The sequence below is a fragment of the Arsenophonus apicola genome, assembly GCF_020268605.1.
GTDB classification, from domain to species: Bacteria; Pseudomonadota; Gammaproteobacteria; order Enterobacterales; family Enterobacteriaceae; genus Arsenophonus; species Arsenophonus apicola.
On sequence record NZ_CP084222.1, the window covers coordinates 1,391,333 to 1,412,199 of the forward strand.

The following is a 20,867-nucleotide window of genomic DNA, read 5'->3' on the forward strand; positions in this document are numbered from 1 at the left end:
AATGATATATAACACAGGCACAATTACAACCGTGTCAGGCTCTTCTATCGTCAAAGGCACAGGCACGAAATGGAATAGCAATAATCCACTAGTGTCACCTGGCATGTTAATGCTGATTAAAAACGGCGATATTAACTATCCTTACATGATATTGGCAGTTAACAGTGATACTGAATTAACGTTAGCAGACAAGCCAACATTCTCAGCTACCGACACAACATACACCATTAATCTCACTGAACCCAATAATAATTCTGATGCGGCAAGAGCACTAGTTGCAGCTAACACTTACATCCTTTACTTTCTGCAAAACATGGATACCTGGATGGGGGACAACGGTGTCGTTGAAATAACGTTACCGAGCGGTAAAACAGTCAAGTTAGAGTCGATTAAAGCACTACAAGAGTTAGTAGAAGGAAAAGCTGATGCGAGTAGTGTTGAAGAGATAAAAACAGCAGTAGAAGGAAAAGCTGATGCGAGTAGTGTTGAAGAGATAAAAACAGCAGTAGAAGGAAAAGCTGATGCGAGTAGTGTTGAAGAGATAAAAACAGCAGTAGAAGGAAAAGCTGATGCGAGTAGTGTTACTGAAATTAGCGAAAACTTAGATAAAAAGTATGATAAAACTGGCGGTCAGATAACCGGCGATGTGCAATTAAACACAGGAAAAATAAAAGCAAAGAATGCAAACAATGTTACTGATCATGTTTTTCAAGATAAGAACGGTACATTGATGCATGTCGGAGATTTTGGCATCGGTATTGTTAATCCAGCCTCCCTTAAAGATATAAATGTAACACTTGAAGCAGGATTTTATAGTGCTAATGGAAATGCTACTGGTGTACCGAGTGGCGCAGGCGGAACAAATTTCATACAGTCCAATGGTGATAATTATTGTTTTCAAATAGGAAAGGAAAATTTAACTAATGACTTGAAGTTGCGCATTAAGAAAAAAAACGTATGGTCTGCATGGGTAAATATTTTAACTAAAGCAAATACAACATTTGATGCAAATGGGTTTTTAAAAAGAGCATCGCCAATAGTCAAAATCCATCCATCCGGAAGCTTTGAAACTAACGAAGAATCAGCAGGAGTCAATGTCCAGCGAACTGGATTAGGAGTCTATTTCATCTCAGGTGTTATGGGCTATAACTCGGATGGTGGATGGGGTACAAACTCCGGCGCATCAGTACCTAAAAATAATAATGGTTTGGAGCTTATTTATATTAAAGATAAAATCCTACCTGACGGTAATATTGAAATACAAACATTCCACCGTCAGCACAGTCATTTGCCAGAAGATTTTCAGAATTGGCGAGTTAAAGAAATTATTAACGAAAAACCAGTTTATTACGCTGACGGTGAACAAGTTGATATTCCACCTTCAACATGGCTAGATATCCGTGTAGAAATGCCCGTTGATTCAATCTGGAATCGGCAGCATGCGCAAAACTAATAGCCCCGTCACAGGGGCATCCTATTAGCAGCGTTGGAGGAAGTGGGTCAATTCCGCTTTATGCCAGTTTGATAGCGCACCATTTAGCATTAGCTGGTTATCCTGTGTAGTCTGAGATAACAAAGTTTCTATCTCAGCAATAACTTTGTCGGCATTTTCACGTTTGCGAATAATGCGTTTAATCGCTGTTTTTTCTGCATCGGCTATTTTATCCTGAAGCTCTTCCGTTACGTGCCAGATACGCTCACACTCTGTAGCGATAGAAGGGACTAGTAGTACTTCCATTGGATAGGGTGAAGGAATGCCGGTAACTTCTCTCAATGCATACCAGATAGCATTATTCCATGCTTGTTTGAAACGAAAGTTCTGCGTCATTAGGGCAATGATACGAGCAAGATTTTGAGTGTCTTTGCTGCTGAACTTTTCGTGAGCTTCAGGTTGGTATTTTGGGTGCTCATATTTACCCGTTTTGCGGATTGATGGAAGGACTTCATTTGTTACCCATTTGCGGAAACGATGAGGGAGTGTTCCTTGTTTGACTGCATCACGGCAACGGAGTACTAAAGTGTACATGCCTGATTCGGAAATAATATTAATTTCTTGTACGCGATTATCAAACATTTCTCTATGGCGAAGCCCTATGTTGAACATAGACCTCTCATCATCATCTAATTTTTCAATCGCTTGAGTGACATTTTGAATTTGTAGAGTTGTACAGACATCTTGAGCAACGAACCAAAGTTCACCATTGATAATAATTGTACGTACTTGATGGTTTTCAAAATAAAATGGAGTAATAGCTAATGTTGGAAGTGTCATATGACCTCCGTTGATAATCTGAATTTACCACCACCGTTGAGGTCAATCTTGGGTGGTGAACTGAACAGGGTTGACCTTACCGCGATTATCAGACGGCCAGCTTTTCAGCTGCCCTATCCAGCCCACCATTGAATTGTGGCTAGATTACGACATTAAAAAACACGCTCGCGGCGTGTGCATGTCGCGATAATCACAGCGAGAGGTCAATCCCGACATCTGATTTTGCAGATGCACACAAACTATAGCTCATGATTTCTTCTTTCGTCAATGGGTATTTTGTGGTTATCAAAACTAAATAAAATAAATGTATATATTCAATTAGTTATATGTCATCTATTTTAGCCATCTTAGGCTATAAGAAATTATAAAATAATAATATAAATCAATATTTTATTGAGTTTTTACCTATCTACTGTTACGCCACATGGGCTGGACAGAAGCGGCCGACTTAATCATTAAAGGCATGCAAGGGGCGATTGCCGCCAAAACCGTGACTTATGATTTTGAGCGCTTAATGCCTGGTTCTAAGCTATTGAAATGCAGTGAGTTTGGCGATGCGATCATCAGCCATATGTAATTGTCTGTTTTACTTGATTGATAACGGGAGCTTAACGGTTCCCGTTTAATTTATGCGCTATTTTTTCTCTACAAAACTTTAGCAAAACGCTTCTCCAAAACTGAACCCTTAAATGGCCATAGTTTGCCATTTTCTTCATAATTGTTGTGGTATGTTTCAGTCATTTTTCGGGATCTATCGCTGAGATTATTTGATTTCGTTTAATCTCAGCTTATCTTTTGTTGACTATCCTGCTCCTTTAGTGATTACTGTTTCATTATTTTAATTGTTTTTGCAAAGTTTTTGATTCTAATTATTGATAGGCTTTTGTTAGCAGGCAACTAATTTATGCTAGTTATAAATACATGGTAATTTCTGATTGTTTGTGTCATTTGTTTTGATTGTGGTTGGATATGAGGGACTTTATTATTGAGAAATTTAAATAATATTCTTATAAATTAATTAATTTTCAAATTGGTATATATCTATACAAAAAAATGATTTATCGATGGATGAATTTTTCTTCTTTTTTAAGATTAATTTCATCTAAAGCAAAATTTTTTCATCGTCACATATTATAAATTGTGCTCTACTTTTATTAGCAACTTCTACTGATTATCTTTCGCTGCAATTTTGATTATTGATAACTGAAATAGATACCAGTTATCTCAGTTAGTACTATGGCAAAAATATTATGCAAGGTAACGGATTTGTAACTATTTAATTTTATATGTGGATAATTTTAATCTTATGGAGTGAGGTTAATATGCAACATTTTGATTCAATAGCAATATTAAAAAATAGTGAATATACCGGCACGGTATATGTTTGTGGTTATTTCCAATCTGGCGATGGTGGCGGCGGTTATTATATTTGGGATAGTGCTAGCGCAAGAGATGACAATGGTGGTACTGTTATTGCTTCTAACGTTAGTGCTGATGGTCGTTGGTTATTAAAACATAAAGGACAGGCTCATTTTTACCACTTTGGTATTCTGGATGATAGCAAACCCGCTGATGATGCACTCGACGCTATGGTCAATGATTTGTCTATTATGCGTATTGAAGCAGGTAGTAATCTATTATTTCAACGCCGTCATCATTTTAATCGTTCAAGTATTAGTTTGAATTTTAATCATTACCATATTTCGACGCAAGGCATCGCTCCTATTGTTGGTGCAGATGATCCTTTTGCCGCAGTATTCTTCTTTCAGGGAGAAATTAGCACTGCAGAAAGACAATTTACCTTGACTGAAACATTGAATGAGCAGACTGATATTTTTCCAGTTGCTGATGCCACACAATTTAAGATTGAGGATTGGTACGCACTGCAAGTTAATCATTTAGCCGGTAGTGATGAGCGCGAATTGCAAAAATTGGTACAGGTAATCGCGATTATTGATGATGAACATATTCAAATCAATTATTCCAATGGTTGGCAACTTGATACTGGGCGTGTTATCAGTTGGCGTAAAGTCATACCAGTGCGAGACGTGACCATTAGTAACTTTCATTTTACCGGTGCTGGTATTGATGCAAAAACCGGTAGTCATCCGATAGCTTTCGAATATGCAATTTATAGCAATGTTTTTGCTGTGCATGCTATTGGTAGCTTTTGGCCAGTAATAATGCGTCGATGGAATACCCATTACATAACAAAACAATGTTCGTTGCAAAATCCTGTCAACACGGCTTATGGTGGAGCGGGTTATTTAACCCAACAAATCTACTGTCTATATGGGCATGTTAGTGATTGCTATGTTGCAAATGCTAGACATTTAAATGATTTTACTGCTTCCGCTTATTGTATGGTGGAAAATTGTCATGCCACGGGGCAAAGTGCAGAAAAAGGCCCATTTGTTACACATGGTCAGTATGAACATGATCTTACATATACAGGTAACTCTGGGCTGATGACATTTGCCAACTCTGGTGCCCAGTGGGGTGGTTGTGCTAAGCGGATTAATGTCCGGCAACATGTTTGTCCCTGGTTTGTGGATCGATATAAGATCAGTGATTTGACACTAGAAGATGTTATTGTTATCGCAGATGCGGCTATTCCTAGTTCTGGTATGTTATGGGTAAATGCAGATGGCTTACAAATGCGTGGCTGCAAAGTTGATCGTGAATTGCGCATAACACAGGCTTCGGTGCGATCCGTCCGTCGTAACCTAATTAATGGTTGTCATTTTAGCTGGCAAAATGAAACGCTACCAATTGTGCAATCTAGCGTTAAGAGTGCCGTAAATATCATAGATAGCGTGTTTGATGGTCTTAATGAGCATAGTTTTGCTAGTAGTGCGCCATTAAGTTTTGAGCGTTGTCAATTCAATGGTATGGCAAATACTGCACTATTAAAAGTAGCGGCGAATCGATTTTCGTTACGTGCTTGTGTGTTAGAGTCAATTTATCTGCAACTGTCTGGCGATAGTGAAAAACATTGGGATATTACCTTGTTGACTCAACATGGTGGTGGAATTGATTTTAGTGATTTTAGTGCCAACTCTTCATTAGTATTTGTTTATAACCGTTTGCAAAATAGTGAAATTATTGCCAAACCTGCCAGTAGTGACTATGTGATATGGCAAAATAATTTTATGTAATAACAGTATTTAATATTGCAAACAAGCGGGAAGTTTTATCTGTATTAAGCAACGGCCATTATATTAAACATATTCAATGTTATAAAAAATAAATTAAATATTATTAATTTTAATTAAATTTAATTTTGTAAAAAGAAAAATAATCAATTGTTATCTTTTTTATTTTGATTTTTTATTACAAATTAGCGACAGTTAGATTGCTTTTAAACATAATCTAAATTCGTATTTTCATTAATGGTAAACGGTTTATTAATTGATAAGTTCAATAATAGAAACCGCTTTTATTGTTAAGGAATAGGAGAATTAATATATGAGGAAACGTTTGAAGAAGCGTTTTTTATTATGAAATTAAATTCTATCATAATAATTATTGTAACATTAATATCCGCAATATTTGCCGTCATTTATAACGATTACAATCACCTAAAGTACCAATACCAACAACTCAAAGATGAATTACAACAACAAACAGAACTTAAAGACAATTATTTATACGAAATAAAATCGTTGCAACAAATTGATATTAAACGAACTCAGGAACTTAATAATGCGAAAATGGCAATACGTCAGCTTAGTAGTGATTTGCGTGATAACCATAAGCGCTTGCTCGTCAAAGCCGTATGTCCCGAAAACCATGGAATTGCCACCCCCACCACCGGCTTGGATGCTATCAGACCCACTGAATTGGCGCCAGACGCTGGACGAAATTATCTTCGTCTCAGACGTCAATTGGAAACATTAGAAGCCCAATTTTTGGGATTGCGGGCTAGAGTGCAGGAAATTTATAAACAAAAATAAATTTGTTATTCTTTTTTAAATAATAATTTTATTGTTGGTGATTAATATTGCCTTGAAATTAATTGTTACATTTTAAATAAGGAGTTAAATAATCGTTTCATTTATTATCGATAATAATTAAGCGGCCAAGAGGAAAAAAACATGTACTTAATCGATTATAATTCATATCGTTCAGTCAAAAGTTTTAACCGTAGGACTCGTTTTCTTGTTATGCATTATACTGCTTTAAACTTTCAAGCTTCAATTACGGCATTAACCGGTAATAGTGTTAGTGCGCATTATTTAGTGCCTGATCCAACTGACAAAACATATCAGGCTGCTGGTTTTAAAGATGTTAGAATTTTTAATTTGGTGGATGAAAATGAACGTGCATGGCATGCGGGTGTCAGCTTATGGGCTGGACGCTCAAATTTAAATGATACCGCGATAGGGATCGAAATCGTTAATGAAGCGGGTTATGCTAATGGAAAAATGATTTTTCCGCCGTTTAATGACAAACAAATCGATGCAGTAAAAGAATTAGCATTAAATATTATTCAACGTTATCCGGATATGTCACCAACCAATATTGTTGCACATTCAGATATTGCCCCTGGACGTAAAAGTGATCCGGGCGCTGTTTTTCCATGGAAAAAACTTTATGACGCCGGGATTGGAGCCTGGTATGAAGATGAAATAAAGCAGCAGTATATGGCGCAATTTAAAAATAAAATGCCAGAAAAAATGGAGATTGTCACCAAATTAAAGCGCTATGGCTATGATGTATCTCGAGTTGCCAATAATAATGACTATACAAAATTGATCAGAGCTTTTCAGTTACATTTTCGCCAATCAAATTATGATGGTAAAGTAGACGTTGAAACTGTGGCTATTCTTTATGCATTAGTAGCAAAATATTTTCCTTAATAATTTATTAATATTTACTTTATAAAAACTATCATGCAATTTTGATGGTTTTTATCTTTAAGTATGACAACCCAAAGTAACTGGTAGTGAAATGCTTACTGCAGCAAATATTATCTTAATTTTGCGAGTTTAAAAAATATTGGTTAAACCAATGCTTATTGGTAGTTTAGTTAACAGCAATAAGAAGAAGTCATTATATCCTTTTATTACTTTTTAGTCTTAGTCGGTATTTTGTCACATTAATCTATCTGTTTGAAAAAACATTTTTTATGGATATTAATGGTTTTAGAATATTAAAATGAGGTGATAAAGTAGTGTTTTTTTTTAATTTGAGTTTTTAATACACAGAGGATGTTAATATTTTTATTTGAAACTTAATGTTAAGATTTTATTTAAAAAATACAGTTTACTATACTGTATTCGCCAGTAAATTATTATTCTTCCATACAATACTCGGTAAAATTTACGCTATGTTAATCATTCGCGATAACCGTATGATTTTATATTTAATTATTAGGTTTTTACCTTATTTTGCTAACCAGCCATATCGGCTGGTTTTTTGAATTATTACTTTTTGCTACCAAACTGGCACGATCATCACTTTATATTAAGGATAATCTCTATTTAAATTAGCGAGTTCTTCTTCATGATTTTCTATATTGCTATTACTATTATGAACAGAACTGCCTGAGTTATGGCTGTTGGGTTTAATGCTAGTGTTACGTCTACCAGTTTGATCCATGTAATTTACGCCATTATGGAAAGTTGTTGAGACATAAGTATCAAGACTTTTTCTGGTTGCTACATTGGTTGCCTTAAAAGACTCTGTGATGCCAGTTTGTGCAATAGTTGAACTTTTATCAATGTTAGTCATTACCGTTTCTAAGGCTTTATTGGTTATAGTATTAGAAAGTTCCAGGCTGGATTTTAGCGACTCTAAATCATTTTTTACTGTATTGTTATGAATAGCAGTATATGCAAAATTAAAAGCTTTATCGATAGTAGAATCAGCGAAATTTAAATTTTCGGTAGCTACAACTTTAGTATAGTTGAGATTTTCCTGTAGCATGATTCTAGCTTGAGCCAAATTTCTTGCGTCATCGCTTTTATATCTTCACACCTATGGTAATGTCTTTTGTTGTGCTTTGGAATATCTGTAATTCTAGTCGGGAAAGGGGGCTGTATTTTGTCAGCTATTGCTGGCACAAAATGACAGATAGATAAGATAATAACAATGGATACTTTATATAATAATTTCATAGCTTATCTCCTAATATATTAATTGTTATTAAGTATAGCCGATTATAACAATTATTTAACATTTTAAGGTGTTATTCAAATGTCAGCCTGGCTGTTTAATCATGGCAGTGGTTGAAATAATGTAATTAATGGACAGAAAAGATAACTTTGTAAGATATGTTGGCTAATACTTTTTATGGTTAATAAAAAGCGGTTATTTATCATAAAATTAGTTAACTAACTAATTGAATTGTAATTTAAAATAGTTATATTATTAATATCTCTCTCTTTCATCAGCTAAATAAAAGAGAGATAGGATATGCATTTTTCATGAAGTGATAAATAGTGGTTACTAACAACGACTATCCTTGGTATGTAGTGGCAATTTCATCTTCTGTGATATTATCAATATTACTATTATCAGCGGCGTTGGCTGTACCTACCCTATTGTTATTAAGAGCTTTATTATCATTGGTTGGATCTGCAATCGTAAGAGAGCGGTTAGTAGTAGAATTTGCCAGATTAAGACCTTGATTAGTCGTTGAATTAACAAGCTCTGAACTGGCATGCGCGGTGTTAGCAGCCATATTTAAGCCATTGTTAGCGGTATCTTTAACTGCCTCTATTGTTATTTGAGAAATAGCCTTGTTTGAATCAAAAGTCTCATTAAGCGCTGTTTCCGCTGCGTTAAAGCTTGTGTCGAGAATAAGGTGAGTTATATCGAAGCTATCATTAGCAGTTTTACCCACTAGTGCTAGCGTCTTATCTATCGCTTTATCGGCAGTATTCATCCCCATGTCAATCGCTTTGATGGCCAAATCTAAATTTTCAGGATTAGGGGCATTTCCAGGTTTTCCTTTTGAAATTTTTGTAGAGTATGATGTTACTTGATGAAAAATATCGTCGACAGATTTAAAACTATTATTGGAAGTAGCCTCTACCATGTCAAGTGTTCTATTGGTGAGATCGGCTGCCATTTCTAACCCTTTTTGTATAGTGTCGTTGGCTAAACTCAAAGCGCTATTGGTCGTTTGTTGATTGGCATTTAAACCAGAGTTAGCAATATTGTCGATAAGCTGGGTGCTATTATTGACGACGGATTGACTCAACTAATTGGCAGCAGTATTTGCTTTTTCAACTGTATTATAAGTTGTTCTTACTGTTTTGTTGGCGATATTTGAACCGCTTTGCAGAACTGAGTTTACAATATCCTCATTGGTGTGTGGTTCTGGATTATTTTGTGACTTATCTTTAGCCATGGTAATCGTAGAATTAAGTCCGATCAGTATTGTGATAATAGTAGATATTTTTGATAATGACTGCATGGTTTATACCCTCGAAAATAATAATCATTATCAAGTATAGTTTATTTTTAACATTAATTTAACGTTTGATCGGTTTTATAAATTTAATCCGCTTCACATCATTGAAATGGAGATGCTTATTTTTTCTGCCATGACTAATTATAATTAATAAAGTATAGCTGCCAATGGATGGCAGCAAAAAAAGAGCAAATTGATAGTTCTTTAGTAGTTAAGTTAATCCTTTAATATAATGTTGTAAGCTTTGCCATTAACATCATGGGTTAAACAATGACGTCTCTCATCTTCGACTGACACGACGATTTTCTCACAAGCATAGATAGCAGTTGGTGAAGTAAAGGCATGGCAAATATTAACAAAGTAAGCTGTTAAAACAGATATAATAGACAAGGTGTTAAATAAAATTTTCATCGTTAGTGTTAGCATATATAAAGCGGCAATCTTAATTCAACAAGCAGATATTTCAATGTTTTTTGTAAAATACTTACCAAGTTATTTCTAAGGTTTTTTATTAGAGTTTTGTATTGTTTTTTACTCTATATCATTGTCAAAATACTTAACATATAGCTAATTTAAACCGGATTATAAGTATGCAATGATTAAAATATGATAATGTTGTTGGTTTATAAAAAATTACGCTAATTTTATTGTAACTAGTGTAAGATAATTGACCATAGTGGTTTTAGTTAATCCATAAAATGGATTAGCAATAACAATATAGGATAAAGTTGTTTTTAATATAAATTCAGTAATGGATAAAATTATTTTAATATAGCAAATAGAGATATAATAAGACTTTTAACATAAAAATTTGGTTATTAGCTAATTATGACGAGAATAAATGTAATCCCGCCTAATGAATTATGCGATCAACACTTTTTGGCAGAACATAGAGAATTAACTCGGATACCAAACTATATTGTTAAAAAAGAAGGGCATGTTGCGTTGTCGACGTTAACTGCTTATACCTTGGGCAAAGGACATGTTCTATTTTTTAGAGATAAATTGTTATTTTTATATTTGCGATATACATCACTACATCAGGAGTGTCTTGATCGAGGATTTGCTGTTACTAATAAATGGCCAGCCGAAGTAAAAAACTATTCTCAGTTATGGAACAATTATCAAGTTACTGAGGTAGATATCATGATTAATAAGGCCAGGATAGCTGAAAGAATGCCATTAAAACCTCGATTTACGCCTCATAAAAAATAATATTATTAGCAAAATTTGCTTTCGATTTGCTGTTGATTTTTCGTTATGAATATTGAAATAAGTAGAATTTAATTTAGATAAAATTAGGTTTTTACGGATTGAGGATTTTATAAAATATTTTAAATTTGATTTTTAGATATAAAAATAACGCCCCTTTTCAGATTATAATCTAATAAAGGGGCGTTTTACTCGGTGGATACTCTTCAGTATTCATTTAATCATCCCATTTTGGGCTCATCATTGCGGCGAAAATACCAGATGCGCAAATCAGGCCGAGAATTAACAAAAACATAATATTCTCCTTATTTTTGGTTAATGCATTTCGATAGAAATACCTCGCTAACATGAAAGTTAAATGCCATTATTTGGCTCAATAATTTTAGTCAGATAGCGACAAGATAAAAAGTGGTATTTTACATAAAAGGTAGGTTATTTCATTTTGTTGAACTTTCATTTAATGTTTTTCGTTTTAGCCAAAAATTGGCAGCCTTAAGGAGCATGGGCACACTTTTAGTTTGATTAACTGGCTGTTTTAGTAATGAAATGCGGCTTGTAACTATTATTAAAGTAAGATCAAGTTGCGGTGGTGTTACTAAATTAAATTCTTGCAAAACATTTTAATTATTGTAGTTAAAAATATTTTATAAAAAATTTATCAAAAGAATGGCATGTTTTTTTGATATTTTAGGGAATTTATTACTAGTAATAAATTAATGTTAGATAAATAATATATTAAATAATTGATTAATGAAATAATAAACAGGCAACTGCTTTTATATTAAAAAAACGTATTAATAGTGTAATTAAATAAAGTTATTATAATAAATTTTAAAATATAAAATAAGTAATTGTTGATTTCATTACCGCTAAATATAAAAATAATACCAGCAAATAAAAGTATCAAAATAAACTTAATGAATAAGTTGCGAAAAATGAGATTTAGGTTATAGTTAAATATTATATTTAGTTTGGCTGATATATTAAATTACATTAGTAATTATAATTAATTAGTTGATTATTGTATGTTATTTTTATTTGGTGAAATTTAATATGAATAATTACTACAGTTATAGAATTAATATTAAATATATCTACTACTATCTATAAAAATATGAAGACAATTTGCTTATTGATGTCTAATATCGCTATGATTTACCTGATAATGATATAATTGATTATATACATTTAAACTCTGCAAATTGACAAATATCTTTGTTTACCTTTGGTTATATTGTCGGTTTGTAGCTAATCATAATTCTCACTTTTAAAATAAAAAGGTTACCTAAAGAGGATGTTTATGTTACATTTTAAGGCAGTTTTACTGCTTAGTAATGTTATTACTTTTCAATAAAAGAGTGAAATTTATACAAATAAAAGGGTCATTTTTAATAAAGGTTTAGTATTATTTATTAGTGTATTTGATTTTTTGGACAGTTTTTATTAGTACAGATAAGGGGAAATGTTTTGACGGAACTGATAGACAATTTTAATAATATTCTCTGGAGTGGTGTATTAATCTATTTATTACTTGGAGTAGGTATCTATTTTACGTTAGGCACTGGTCTTATTCAATTCCGCCATTTTGGGCATATGTTTACTATACTGAAAAATAGTAATAAATCAGATAGTTCAGGTATATCTTCTTTTCAAGCTTTGTGCACAAGTCTAGCAGCTAGAGTTGGAACTGGAAATCTTACGGGTGTTGCCATTGCATTAACTGCAGGAGGGCCTGGTGCCATTTTTTGGATGTGGCTTGTTGCTCTAATTGGTATGGCTACCTCTTTTGCCGAAAGTACATTGGCACAATTATACAAAACAAAAGATGATCAAGGAAATTATCGTGGTGGCCCCGCTTACTATATGGAAAAAGGCCTTAAAATGCGTTGGATGGGAGTCCTTTTTTCTATCTTTCTTATCATCGCTTTTGGTTTAGTATTCAATTCTGTTCAAGCTAATTCAATTGCTCAAGCAACAGCCGTCGCCTTTGGCTTTAATCCTCTTTACGTAGGAATTGCGCTTGCAATAATTTGTGGCATTATTATTTTTGGTGGACTACGTTCAATTGCTCGGGTGGCAGAACTCGTTGTTCCTATAATGGCAATCGCTTATTTGATATTGGCATTTTGGGTGATGAGCAATAATATTGAAAGTTTGCCAGATGTTTTTCTGTTGATTATCAAACATGCTTTTGGTTTGCAAGAGGCTGTTGGCGGCGTAGTAGGTTATGGTGTTGCTCAGGCTATGACGCAAGGAATACAGCGTGGACTATTTTCCAATGAGGCAGGCATGGGGTCAGCGCCAAATGCTGCGGCAGCAGCTTCACCATACCCGCCACATCCGGCATCGCAAGGATATGTACAGATGCTAGGTGTTTTTATGGATACTTTAGTGATTTGTAGCGCAACGGCAATTATCATTATTTCTTCGGGGGCATTAGATAATGCTGAGGCCACTATTAGTGGAATTGAATTAACCCAGCGAGCTCTTTCTTCAGCTGTTGGTGATTGGGGCGCAATTTTCATTGCCATAGCTATTTTTTTCTTTGCTTTTACTTCAATTATTGCAAATTATGCTTATGCAGAAAGTAATATGGTTTTTTTAGAAAATAACCATACGGCCGGATTATATATTCTTAGACTTGCTACTTTAGGAATGGTTATTTTTGGCTCAATAGCAGAAATGCCCTTAGTTTGGAAATTAGCTGATGTTTCGATGGGCTTGATGGCGTTAACAAATCTAATTGCAATATTAATGCTTTCTGGTATCGCGTTTAAACTTACCAAAGATTACAACCAACAACGTAAAGCGGGCAAATTACCTACCTTTGATATAGATGCTTATCCTGATATAAAAAAGCAGGTAGAGGATGGTATTTGGGAAAAGAACAATTTAAAACAATGGAATGAACGAGGGGCTAATAGTTAGCTAATATAATAAAAACCTTCGTATAAGAAGGTTTTTATTACTATATTCATCTAAATTTTTATTTATTTGTTATTAGTACATATATTTGTAACAAAATTATAATGGAATAATATTTTACTGTAATTTAATAAAATAAAAGAGCGTATTTTTTATAAACTATTATCTATCAAAAGTTAGATAATTTAGCTTTGTATTTTAGTTATTTTTTATAATGTTAGTTAGATTTTTTTATCGAAATCAAAATCAAAGGTTTGATAAAACGCCATACCAGTATCAGCAATAATCCATAGTAGTACAACAACATGATGGCCTTTTTTTCTATCTACGGGTAATTGAATATCATGTTCGTATTTTACTGGTAAGTCATATGACCAGAATGGGACATCAGGGGAAATATCTTCGAAAAAAGGTGTCATTTCAAAATGGTTACGAGTTAATCGTGTGGTAGTGTCCCAGCCATTCTTAGTAATGTAGGCTACATAACCACGTGTTTTATGTTGTTGTGTATATTCCCATGTAAAGTGCTGTAAACCGTTTTTAGGAACTAGATGCTTAGGCCAAGCTATCTTTCCTTCTGCAATTAATTCATTATCTGTGGAATTTAAGTAAGCTCTTTCTCCTGTTCTTCCACCACTGACGATTAATCCATCTTTTGGTGGTGTACTACTCGCGACGTCTGATGGCTCACGTATACAAGGTCCACTTTTAGTTTGTGGAAAATTTTTTCCTCCTTCTAACTCATTAGTTTCCCAGCCTAATCCCCACCAGCCATTTATCGAAGCAAAGTGTCCGCGTGAAGCGGGTGTTATAATCCTACCATGAGCAGGCTGAATATTATCTAATGTTTCCCCATTATTCTGGATAAAATTATTAGGCATATTGTCTCCTGAAGTTTATTGAATGGTTAAGTGTGCTCACTTCTAAAACTAGATATATCAACACATTGGATAAAATATAGTTTTCTGTTTAGACTGAATAGATAAAATTATTTAAATTGTGATAATTAAAATGAATAAAATTTATATTTAATTATAATTTGTTATAATTTTTTTATTTTCTTTAATTGAGAAGCAATAATTAAATATTACATTGTTAAATTTCTTTTATATATTATTAATTAGTTTAAATATAATAGTATTGTCTTTAGTAAGAAAATATTTTGTGCTGACTTATTTTGATTTTATTTTAGTTAATTACTAATTTTAGTTATTCAAAGAAATATTCATTTTTGTTGGGTAAAATGTATATTATTTATATCATATGATTTTAAGAGTATAGTAATTATTTTCACTTAACAGTAAGATCATATTGAATATTAATAAAAGATGCTAAATTAAAATAAAGTCGCTGTAGATTTATGTCATCTTATCTTAGCATCTATAATAACCATTAATTTTTAATGGATTATTGATCACAGTGTTAGTTAGTTATCACTAGTTTGATTAACATATCATTTCCTTGCGGTTAAATATTTGATGAATGTTGGTAAATGAAATGTAGCGGCTCCTTGATTTCTAATTTGATATTGGGATTTTGCCGAAAATCGTAAGGTGTAATACCAAATTCTTTACGAAACATATAGGTGAAATGTGATTGTGAGCCAAAGCCAAAATCTAACGCAATATCAAAAATGGCTTTAGAACTATTTCTCAGAAGATTAACCGCTTTAGCTAGTCGACGTTGCCGAATATATTTACCAAGTGAAATTCCTGTGATCTCTTTAAAAATTTTTTGCATATGCCAAAGAGAATAACCTGAGTAGGCGGCAAGCTCTTCCAGGTAGATTATTCTCCCTATGTGTTCTTCGATCCATTTACTTAATTCGCAAACAAGTGCTAAGTGGGTATCTTGTAGCATTGTGATATCATACTAGTTATAGGTTAAAGAAGTATACACAACTTTTTTTAGGGATGACAAAGTTCGATAGCTGGATGTTTAAATAATTTATAGATAATTCATGTTTCTCTTCAAAAAGATCAGTATATCTCTCTATAAATGAGTGTTTAAACCATTTTTTATCTATAATGATTATTTTCAACAAGGGTAGTTTACTGATAAACAGTATGGACAATAAATTAATAAAAAGACTTTATTGATTTAAGCAATGGTACTATGGTTATTTCAGTAAATGACTTGATTTTTTATATCTAGTAACATATTAATTATTTTTATCCCATGTGTTATTAAAAATATGAAAAGGGTTAGATATTGAAAATAAAAAAAATAGTAATTGCGATAATCATCGTTTTACTCTGCTTATTTTTATATTTAGTTGCATTAGACAGTTATTGTGACCAAGATCAGAATGGTGGAAATTTTACCATTGGCATCTGTAAAGTAACCGGTTATTTGCCATTTTAACTAAAATTAATAGGGTTTTAATCTGATTTAATTAATTTAATATAGGCTTAAATAGAAATTAATGTTTTAATTAATAGTTTTGACATGCGCTTTTAGTTAAGGTTTGCATTGATAAAAATATTAGGAAATTAGAATAAAATGAAGGTTTAATTATGGCGGAACAAGTTGGGCAAACGCTTAAGCGCGGGTTGAAAAATAGACATATTCAATTGATAGCACTAGGTGGTGCTGTTGGAACAGGACTTTTTTTAGGAATTGCACAAACCATAAATATGGCAGGGCCATCTGTTTTATTAGGTTATGCAATAGGTGGATTTATTGCTTTCCTGATTATGCGTCAATTAGGAGAGATGATTGTTGAAGAACCTGTTGCTGGTTCTTTTAGTCACTTTGCTTATAAATATTGGGGCTCTTTTGCTGGTTTTTTATCTGGCTGGAACTATTGGGCAATGTTTATTTTGGTTGGTATGGCTGAACTGACTGCCGCAGGTATTTATGTTCAATATTGGTGGGATATACCAACCTGGATTTCAGCTGCATTCTTTTTTGTTGTGATCAATCTAATCAATCTTACGAATGTACGTTTATATGGTGAAACAGAATTTTGGTTTGCAATAATTAAGGTATTAGCAATTATTGCAATGATTATTTTCGGTTGCTATCTGCTAATTAGTGGAAAAGGTGGCCCACAAGCATCGGTAGCAAATCTTTGGCAATATGGGGGATTCTTTCCGAATGGCGTTACTGGATTGGTAATGGCGATGGCAGTTATTATGTTTTCTTTTGGTGGATTAGAGCTGGTTGGCATAACAGCTGCGGAGGCGGAAAATCCGACACATAGTATTCCTAAAGCGACTAATCAAGTTGTTTATCGTATTTTAATCTTTTATATTGGTTCTTTATTTATATTGCTCTCACTGTATCCTTGGATAAATGTTGTTAGTGGCGAAAGCCCGTTTGTACTTATTTTTCATGATATTGGCGATAAATTTGTTTCTAATTCGTTGAATATTGTTGTTTTAATCGCGGCATTATCCGTTTATAACAGTGGAGTATATAGTAATAGTCGTATGCTTTATGGTTTAGCAAAGCAAGGTAACGCTCCACATTTTTTAAATACAGTAACTAAGCGTGGTGTTCCTATAGTATCGATTGCTATTTCAGCGTTAGCAACCTCGGGTGGTATTTTAATCAACTATTTATTAGATGGTAAAGCGCTAGAATTACTAATGTCGTTAGTTGTGACAACCTTAGTAATTAACTGGGTTATGATTTGTATTTCTAATTTAAAATTTAGAGCGGTAAAAATAAAAGAAGGTGTTGAACCTAAATTTAAAGCATTATGGTATCCATTTGGTAATTATCTCTGTTTAGTTTTTTTATTTCTTATTTTAATTATCATTTTAATGACGGATGGAATTCGTATTTCAGTCATTCTTATGCCATTTTGGATTATGTTTTTATGGATAGGATTTTTATTCACAAAAATAAGAAAAAAAAATAAATCTAATTGGTAAAATAGTAACCGACAGCCCTGGATTATACCAGGGTATTAGTATAAAAATTAAAGAGTTTAATTCCATTGCCAACGTACCCAAGCAAAAAGCACATTACCGTTATTGTATGTACCAGGGACATATGTTGCTTGGATTGATAATTGCTTATATTCAATAGAAGCAATTGGAAGTGGTAATGGCAGGGGGAGATACCACAGTTCATTTCTGGCGGTTATACTTAGCGTAAAACCTGCTCCAATAAGAAATTCATCAATATTAATTGGTCGCCAAACTTTTTGAAATCCATATCCAACTATGGGCTGCACATTATTATGAGAATCAGCAAAAGCCATAGCATAAATAGAATGCCAATTACCATTTTGATCAAAGCGGTATTTACCTATACCTAATCCCCAAGGAGTTTCATTATAGTCGGAAATTTTTTTATTATCATAAGTTAACCGATTATGCCAAATTAAAAAAGGTAAATAAATTTCATAATGATGAGAATTCCATGTCTTATTAATATTATAAGTAAATCTTTGTACTAATGAGAAAGCATAATTATTTCTTGTATCAATAGGGTTAGATGAATTAAATGTCGCTATTGTGTAAGTTGGAAATATGCAGCAGGAAACTAATATACCAACTGAAACAATATTAATAAATCGTTTTAGATTCATTCTAGAGTCCAAAATTCAGTTATTATGTGACAAATATTCATATCCCTCCAATATAGTTAGAAATGTAGAATTGGTTTAATATAATTAAAGTTTTGCATTTAGTATTATAACTAATAATAAAAGAAAAATGAAAATAGTAAAGTAATTTGCTTAATATTAACAATAGAATTAATTATTATAGGCTTATATAACAAGTTTATGAATGCAACTTAAACATTTCAATTTTAGAATGCATAATGTATAAATAATTAAAATTATTGAATTGCTAATTGAAATAGATAAGACTACATGCGTATTTTTTATTGTATTTCTTTTATTTTCTTGATAGAAAATAGAGAAAAAGATTTTCCACTGTTAAGTTATTTAAAGTGACTCATAGCTCTAAGATATAAAATAATTTGCTATTGTAAATAAAGTATGTAATAGCACATATATAAGCAGTAATAATATATTGTTTAATATCTGTTGTGTTATTTAAAAATCAATTTATGGTATTAAAGGAAAAAAAATGACAAAGATCACTGGTACAGTAAAGTGGTTTAATGAAACAAAAGGTTTTGGTTTTATTACACCTGAAAGTGGTGGTAAAAATGTGTTTGTTCATTATACTGCTATTGATGTTAATGGTTTTAAAACATTGACAGTAGGTCAGAGGGTTGAATTTGATATTCAAGAAGGCAGTAAGGGTTCTGCGGCTAATAATGTAACGATTATTTGATTATTATTAAAAATGATAAGTTATGAATTACTTAATTGTAAGATAATTTATTTGATTGGCTATATCAATATTTTGACTCATCCTGCATATAACAGGATGAGTTTTATAGATAATAATAAGTTCAATTTTTATTATGTTTTATATTATATAGTTGTTAATTGGTATAATGTAATTTTAATAAAAACATAAGCTATATTTAAATAAAAAACGATTTAATGATCATTTGTTATTTAATACAAATTGACATGGATTCAGAATTTTATCCTTATCTTAGAATCCTTCATGAAATCATGTTATTAAAAAGAAAAATTAAGGCTATAATTAGTAGTAAATAAGATAAAAAATAGTTATCATATATAAGATAATCTTAATGTAATATCAAGTATTGACTATAAAGCATGCGATTAAAATGTACTTAAGCAAAATAAAAAATAATATTTGTTAATTATATGTAAAAATAGTACTGGCATTAAATTAAAATTGGAGTTTTAACTATTTTATGAAAAAATTTTTAGTAGTTTTAATTATGATTCAAGCTTTATTCGTCTCAGCGTGCTCTGATGAGAAGTCTAAAATTGAAGCATACAAGAATAATTTTGTTAAGTATTGTATAAGTTCTGCAAAAGGAACTGAAGGTAATATAAGTACTATCACTGATGTATGTAATTGCGCGTTTGATAAAATAGTTAAAAATTATGGTATGAATAAATTTATACAATTAGATAAACAATTAAAGGATAATGGTTATACTCCGCCAGAAGTTGAGCAGAATATGGTGAGCATTGTTGAATCTTGCCTGGCAGAATTAAAGAAAAACACTCATTAATTTTCTATCTTAGCGCTGTTATTGTTATTCTGATTAATCGGCGCTTTTTAAAAATTAAGTTAAATATAAAAATTGATGACATTAAGTTAACGCTAATTATTATTGGAAATTAACTTTATTTTAATCGGGTAGTTTTAAAGTGTTTTGCAAATACGAATTAGCAAAATTATTATTTCAGACTGATTTAAATTAACGTTTCATATCAAATGAATTGTTTTTGTTTTGTTAATGTTTATTTAAAAAAAAGTATATCTGTATTTTTTTAAAATAAAATTTTTAAAATCTAAATTTATAGCTTATGCTTATAATTAATAGATTAACTAAAATGGATAACCATTTATGATGAAGCGTAATGAAAGTCTAAAATATACATTAGAGTCAATGGCTTATGATCTTGCTATCCAAATAGTTTCTAAATCATCTTATTCGTGGAATTCTAATGACTTATTAGCAGAATTGGCTGGAATATTGCCAATGTGTATAGAAATAATTAAATTTCAGCAAGAAAGTATAAAGCATAAAAGTAATAAAGTTTTGCAATAATAATTAATTGATTATTTTTATATAAAATGATATTTATATTATAAATTTGTTTAATAATTTCTTTATTATAAAATTGTTTTAATACGAAATGTTAATCAATTAAAAATTATAGTATTAATAGTACTTTATTTTACTTATTATGATTATAATTTTTGTTATTAAAAATAAACTGATAATTTAACTTTAGATAATATATTGGTAATGTATTTTATCTAATATGAAATTTCATTTTTCTCTATAAAATATATGGTTATCAATATTAGCGCTATTATTTACGATTGATTTAGCACTTAGTTAGTACCGCTATTTTATAATTAATTATTATAAAATATTAAAAAACTATGTGAGAGTATTTAGGCGTAGCACTGTTTAATGCATAAAATAATGTTTAACTATTATTTTGGG

At 31.8% G+C, this 20,867-nt stretch carries 19 protein-coding genes and 1 pseudogene; 12 read left to right on the forward strand and 8 right to left on the reverse strand.

The genetic code is table 11. The features are described 5' to 3' along the window. The first annotated feature begins 1 nt into the window (after position 1). Positions 2-1,453, forward strand: coding sequence for a phage tail fiber protein (locus LDL57_RS06510; RefSeq protein ID WP_225507325.1), 1,452 nt, complete (start codon positions 2-4; stop codon positions 1,451-1,453). Positions 1,454-1,477: 24 nt separating this feature from the next. On the opposite strand, the gene LDL57_RS06515 is transcribed toward LDL57_RS06510, so the two are convergent. Beyond that, positions 1,478-2,272: a BRO-N domain-containing protein gene (locus LDL57_RS06515; protein WP_225507327.1), complete on the reverse strand. Its 795-nt coding sequence runs from the start codon at positions 2,270-2,272 to the stop codon at positions 1,478-1,480. Between the two features lie 409 nt (positions 2,273-2,681). On the opposite strand from LDL57_RS06515, the pseudogene LDL57_RS06520 reads away from it, so the two are divergent. The 4 genes and pseudogenes from LDL57_RS06520 to LDL57_RS06535 form a co-directional block, all read left to right on the forward strand. Next, positions 2,682-2,849 (forward strand): annotated as a pseudogene (locus LDL57_RS06520) (isocitrate/isopropylmalate family dehydrogenase); the annotation flags it as partial. Positions 2,850-3,594: 745 nt separating this feature from the next. Then, positions 3,595-5,430 carry a putative phage tail protein gene (locus LDL57_RS06525; RefSeq protein WP_225507329.1) on the forward strand — a complete coding sequence of 612 codons (1,836 nt, stop codon included), beginning with the start codon at positions 3,595-3,597 and terminating at the stop codon, positions 5,428-5,430. A 342-nt stretch (positions 5,431-5,772) separates the two neighbouring features. Next, on the forward strand, positions 5,773-6,228 hold the full coding sequence (locus tag LDL57_RS06530) for a lysis system i-spanin subunit Rz (RefSeq protein ID WP_180558857.1): 456 nt from the start codon (positions 5,773-5,775) through the stop codon (positions 6,226-6,228). A gap of 141 nt (positions 6,229-6,369) precedes the next feature. Next, positions 6,370-7,134, forward strand: a complete 765-nt coding sequence (locus LDL57_RS06535; RefSeq protein WP_180558858.1) for an N-acetylmuramoyl-L-alanine amidase — start codon at positions 6,370-6,372, stop codon at positions 7,132-7,134. 607 nt (positions 7,135-7,741) lie between these two features. On the opposite strand, the gene LDL57_RS06540 is transcribed toward LDL57_RS06535, so the two are convergent. From LDL57_RS06540 to LDL57_RS06550, 3 genes are all read right to left on the reverse strand, one after another. Next, the gene (locus LDL57_RS06540) at positions 7,742-8,221 is read right to left on the reverse strand and encodes a hypothetical protein (protein WP_180558859.1); all 480 of its coding nucleotides are present in this window, start codon (positions 8,219-8,221) and stop codon (positions 7,742-7,744) included. Positions 8,222-8,735: 514 nt separating this feature from the next. Then, a complete protein-coding gene (locus LDL57_RS06545) occupies positions 8,736-9,482 on the reverse strand; it encodes a hypothetical protein (protein WP_180558860.1) in 747 nt (248 codons plus the stop codon). Beyond that, positions 9,483-9,698: a hypothetical protein gene (locus tag LDL57_RS06550; RefSeq protein WP_180558861.1), complete on the reverse strand. Its 216-nt coding sequence runs from the start codon at positions 9,696-9,698 to the stop codon at positions 9,483-9,485. It abuts the gene before it with no gap. 825 nt (positions 9,699-10,523) lie between these two features. On the opposite strand from LDL57_RS06550, the gene LDL57_RS06555 reads away from it, so the two are divergent. Next, complete coding sequence (locus LDL57_RS06555) at positions 10,524-10,910, forward strand: pyrimidine dimer DNA glycosylase/endonuclease V (protein ID WP_180558863.1); 387 nt, start codon at positions 10,524-10,526, stop codon at positions 10,908-10,910. Positions 10,911-11,124: 214 nt separating this feature from the next. Here LDL57_RS06555 and mgtS read toward each other — a convergent pair whose 3' ends face one another. Then, entirely contained in the window at positions 11,125-11,256 is a 132-nt protein-coding gene (gene mgtS, locus LDL57_RS18150; RefSeq protein WP_180558864.1) for a protein MgtS, read from the reverse strand. Positions 11,257-12,374: 1,118 nt separating this feature from the next. Here mgtS and LDL57_RS06565 point away from each other — a divergent pair. Next, positions 12,375-13,835: an alanine/glycine:cation symporter family protein gene (locus LDL57_RS06565; RefSeq protein ID WP_225507331.1), complete on the forward strand. Its 1,461-nt coding sequence runs from the start codon at positions 12,375-12,377 to the stop codon at positions 13,833-13,835. A gap of 218 nt (positions 13,836-14,053) precedes the next feature. On the opposite strand, the gene LDL57_RS06570 is transcribed toward LDL57_RS06565, so the two are convergent. Together LDL57_RS06570 and LDL57_RS06575 are read right to left on the reverse strand one after the other, a co-directional pair. After that, positions 14,054-14,713: a lytic polysaccharide monooxygenase auxiliary activity family 9 protein gene (locus LDL57_RS06570; protein ID WP_180558866.1), complete on the reverse strand. Its 660-nt coding sequence runs from the start codon at positions 14,711-14,713 to the stop codon at positions 14,054-14,056. Positions 14,714-15,299: 586 nt separating this feature from the next. Further along, on the reverse strand, positions 15,300-15,692 hold the full coding sequence (locus LDL57_RS06575; RefSeq protein ID WP_180558867.1) for a helix-turn-helix domain-containing protein: 393 nt from the start codon (positions 15,690-15,692) through the stop codon (positions 15,300-15,302). A 351-nt stretch (positions 15,693-16,043) separates the two neighbouring features. Here LDL57_RS06575 and mgrB point away from each other — a divergent pair, with 351 nt between their 5' ends. Both mgrB and LDL57_RS06585 read left to right on the forward strand, forming a co-directional pair. Continuing rightward, positions 16,044-16,196 carry a PhoP/PhoQ regulatory lipoprotein MgrB gene (gene mgrB, locus LDL57_RS06580; RefSeq protein ID WP_180558868.1) on the forward strand — a complete coding sequence of 51 codons (153 nt, stop codon included), beginning with the start codon at positions 16,044-16,046 and terminating at the stop codon, positions 16,194-16,196. Positions 16,197-16,348: 152 nt separating this feature from the next. Then, complete coding sequence (locus tag LDL57_RS06585) at positions 16,349-17,713, forward strand: amino acid permease (RefSeq protein WP_180558869.1); 1,365 nt, start codon at positions 16,349-16,351, stop codon at positions 17,711-17,713. Between the two features lie 56 nt (positions 17,714-17,769). Here the strand turns inward: LDL57_RS06585 and pagP are convergent, their stop codons facing one another. Then, positions 17,770-18,375 (reverse strand): lipid IV(A) palmitoyltransferase PagP, encoded by a 606-nt coding sequence (gene pagP / locus LDL57_RS06590; RefSeq protein WP_180558870.1) that lies wholly within the window; start codon positions 18,373-18,375, stop codon positions 17,770-17,772. Between the two features lie 508 nt (positions 18,376-18,883). Here pagP and LDL57_RS06595 point away from each other — a divergent pair. From LDL57_RS06595 to LDL57_RS06605, 3 genes are all read left to right on the forward strand, one after another. Next, positions 18,884-19,093: a cold-shock protein gene (locus LDL57_RS06595; protein WP_225507333.1), complete on the forward strand. Its 210-nt coding sequence runs from the start codon at positions 18,884-18,886 to the stop codon at positions 19,091-19,093. Between the two features lie 499 nt (positions 19,094-19,592). Further along, positions 19,593-19,919 (forward strand): hypothetical protein, encoded by a 327-nt coding sequence (locus LDL57_RS06600; protein WP_180558872.1) that lies wholly within the window; start codon positions 19,593-19,595, stop codon positions 19,917-19,919. 339 nt (positions 19,920-20,258) lie between these two features. Further along, positions 20,259-20,462, forward strand: coding sequence for a hypothetical protein (locus LDL57_RS06605; RefSeq protein WP_180558873.1), 204 nt, complete (start codon positions 20,259-20,261; stop codon positions 20,460-20,462). Positions 20,463-20,867: the final 405 nt, after the last annotated feature.

Bases quoted from the DNA above. Each gene is read 5' to 3' on its own strand.
- LDL57_RS06600 (WP_180558872.1), top strand. From the start codon at position 19,593: ATGAAAAAATTTTTAGTAGTTTTAATTATGATTCAAGCTTTATTCGTC.
- LDL57_RS06585 (WP_180558869.1), top strand. From the start codon at position 16,349: ATGGCGGAACAAGTTGGGCAAACGCTTAAGCGCGGGTTGAAAAATAGA.
- pagP (WP_180558870.1), bottom strand. From the start codon at position 18,375: ATGAATCTAAAACGATTTATTAATATTGTTTCAGTTGGTATATTAGTT.
- LDL57_RS06595 (WP_225507333.1), top strand. From the start codon at position 18,884: ATGACAAAGATCACTGGTACAGTAAAGTGGTTTAATGAAACAAAAGGT.
- LDL57_RS06530 (WP_180558857.1), top strand. From the start codon at position 5,773: ATGAAATTAAATTCTATCATAATAATTATTGTAACATTAATATCCGCA.
- LDL57_RS06570 (WP_180558866.1), bottom strand. From the start codon at position 14,713: ATGCCTAATAATTTTATCCAGAATAATGGGGAAACATTAGATAATATT.
- LDL57_RS06575 (WP_180558867.1), bottom strand. From the start codon at position 15,692: ATGCTACAAGATACCCACTTAGCACTTGTTTGCGAATTAAGTAAATGG.
- mgtS (WP_180558864.1), bottom strand. From the start codon at position 11,256: ATGTTAGCGAGGTATTTCTATCGAAATGCATTAACCAAAAATAAGGAG.
- LDL57_RS06515 (WP_225507327.1), bottom strand. From the start codon at position 2,272: ATGACACTTCCAACATTAGCTATTACTCCATTTTATTTTGAAAACCAT.
- LDL57_RS06525 (WP_225507329.1), top strand. From the start codon at position 3,595: ATGCAACATTTTGATTCAATAGCAATATTAAAAAATAGTGAATATACC.
- LDL57_RS06555 (WP_180558863.1), top strand. From the start codon at position 10,524: ATGACGAGAATAAATGTAATCCCGCCTAATGAATTATGCGATCAACAC.
- LDL57_RS06605 (WP_180558873.1), top strand. From the start codon at position 20,259: ATGATGAAGCGTAATGAAAGTCTAAAATATACATTAGAGTCAATGGCT.
- LDL57_RS06535 (WP_180558858.1), top strand. From the start codon at position 6,370: ATGTACTTAATCGATTATAATTCATATCGTTCAGTCAAAAGTTTTAAC.
- LDL57_RS06550 (WP_180558861.1), bottom strand. From the start codon at position 9,698: ATGCAGTCATTATCAAAAATATCTACTATTATCACAATACTGATCGGA.
- LDL57_RS06510 (WP_225507325.1), top strand. From the start codon at position 2: ATGATATATAACACAGGCACAATTACAACCGTGTCAGGCTCTTCTATC.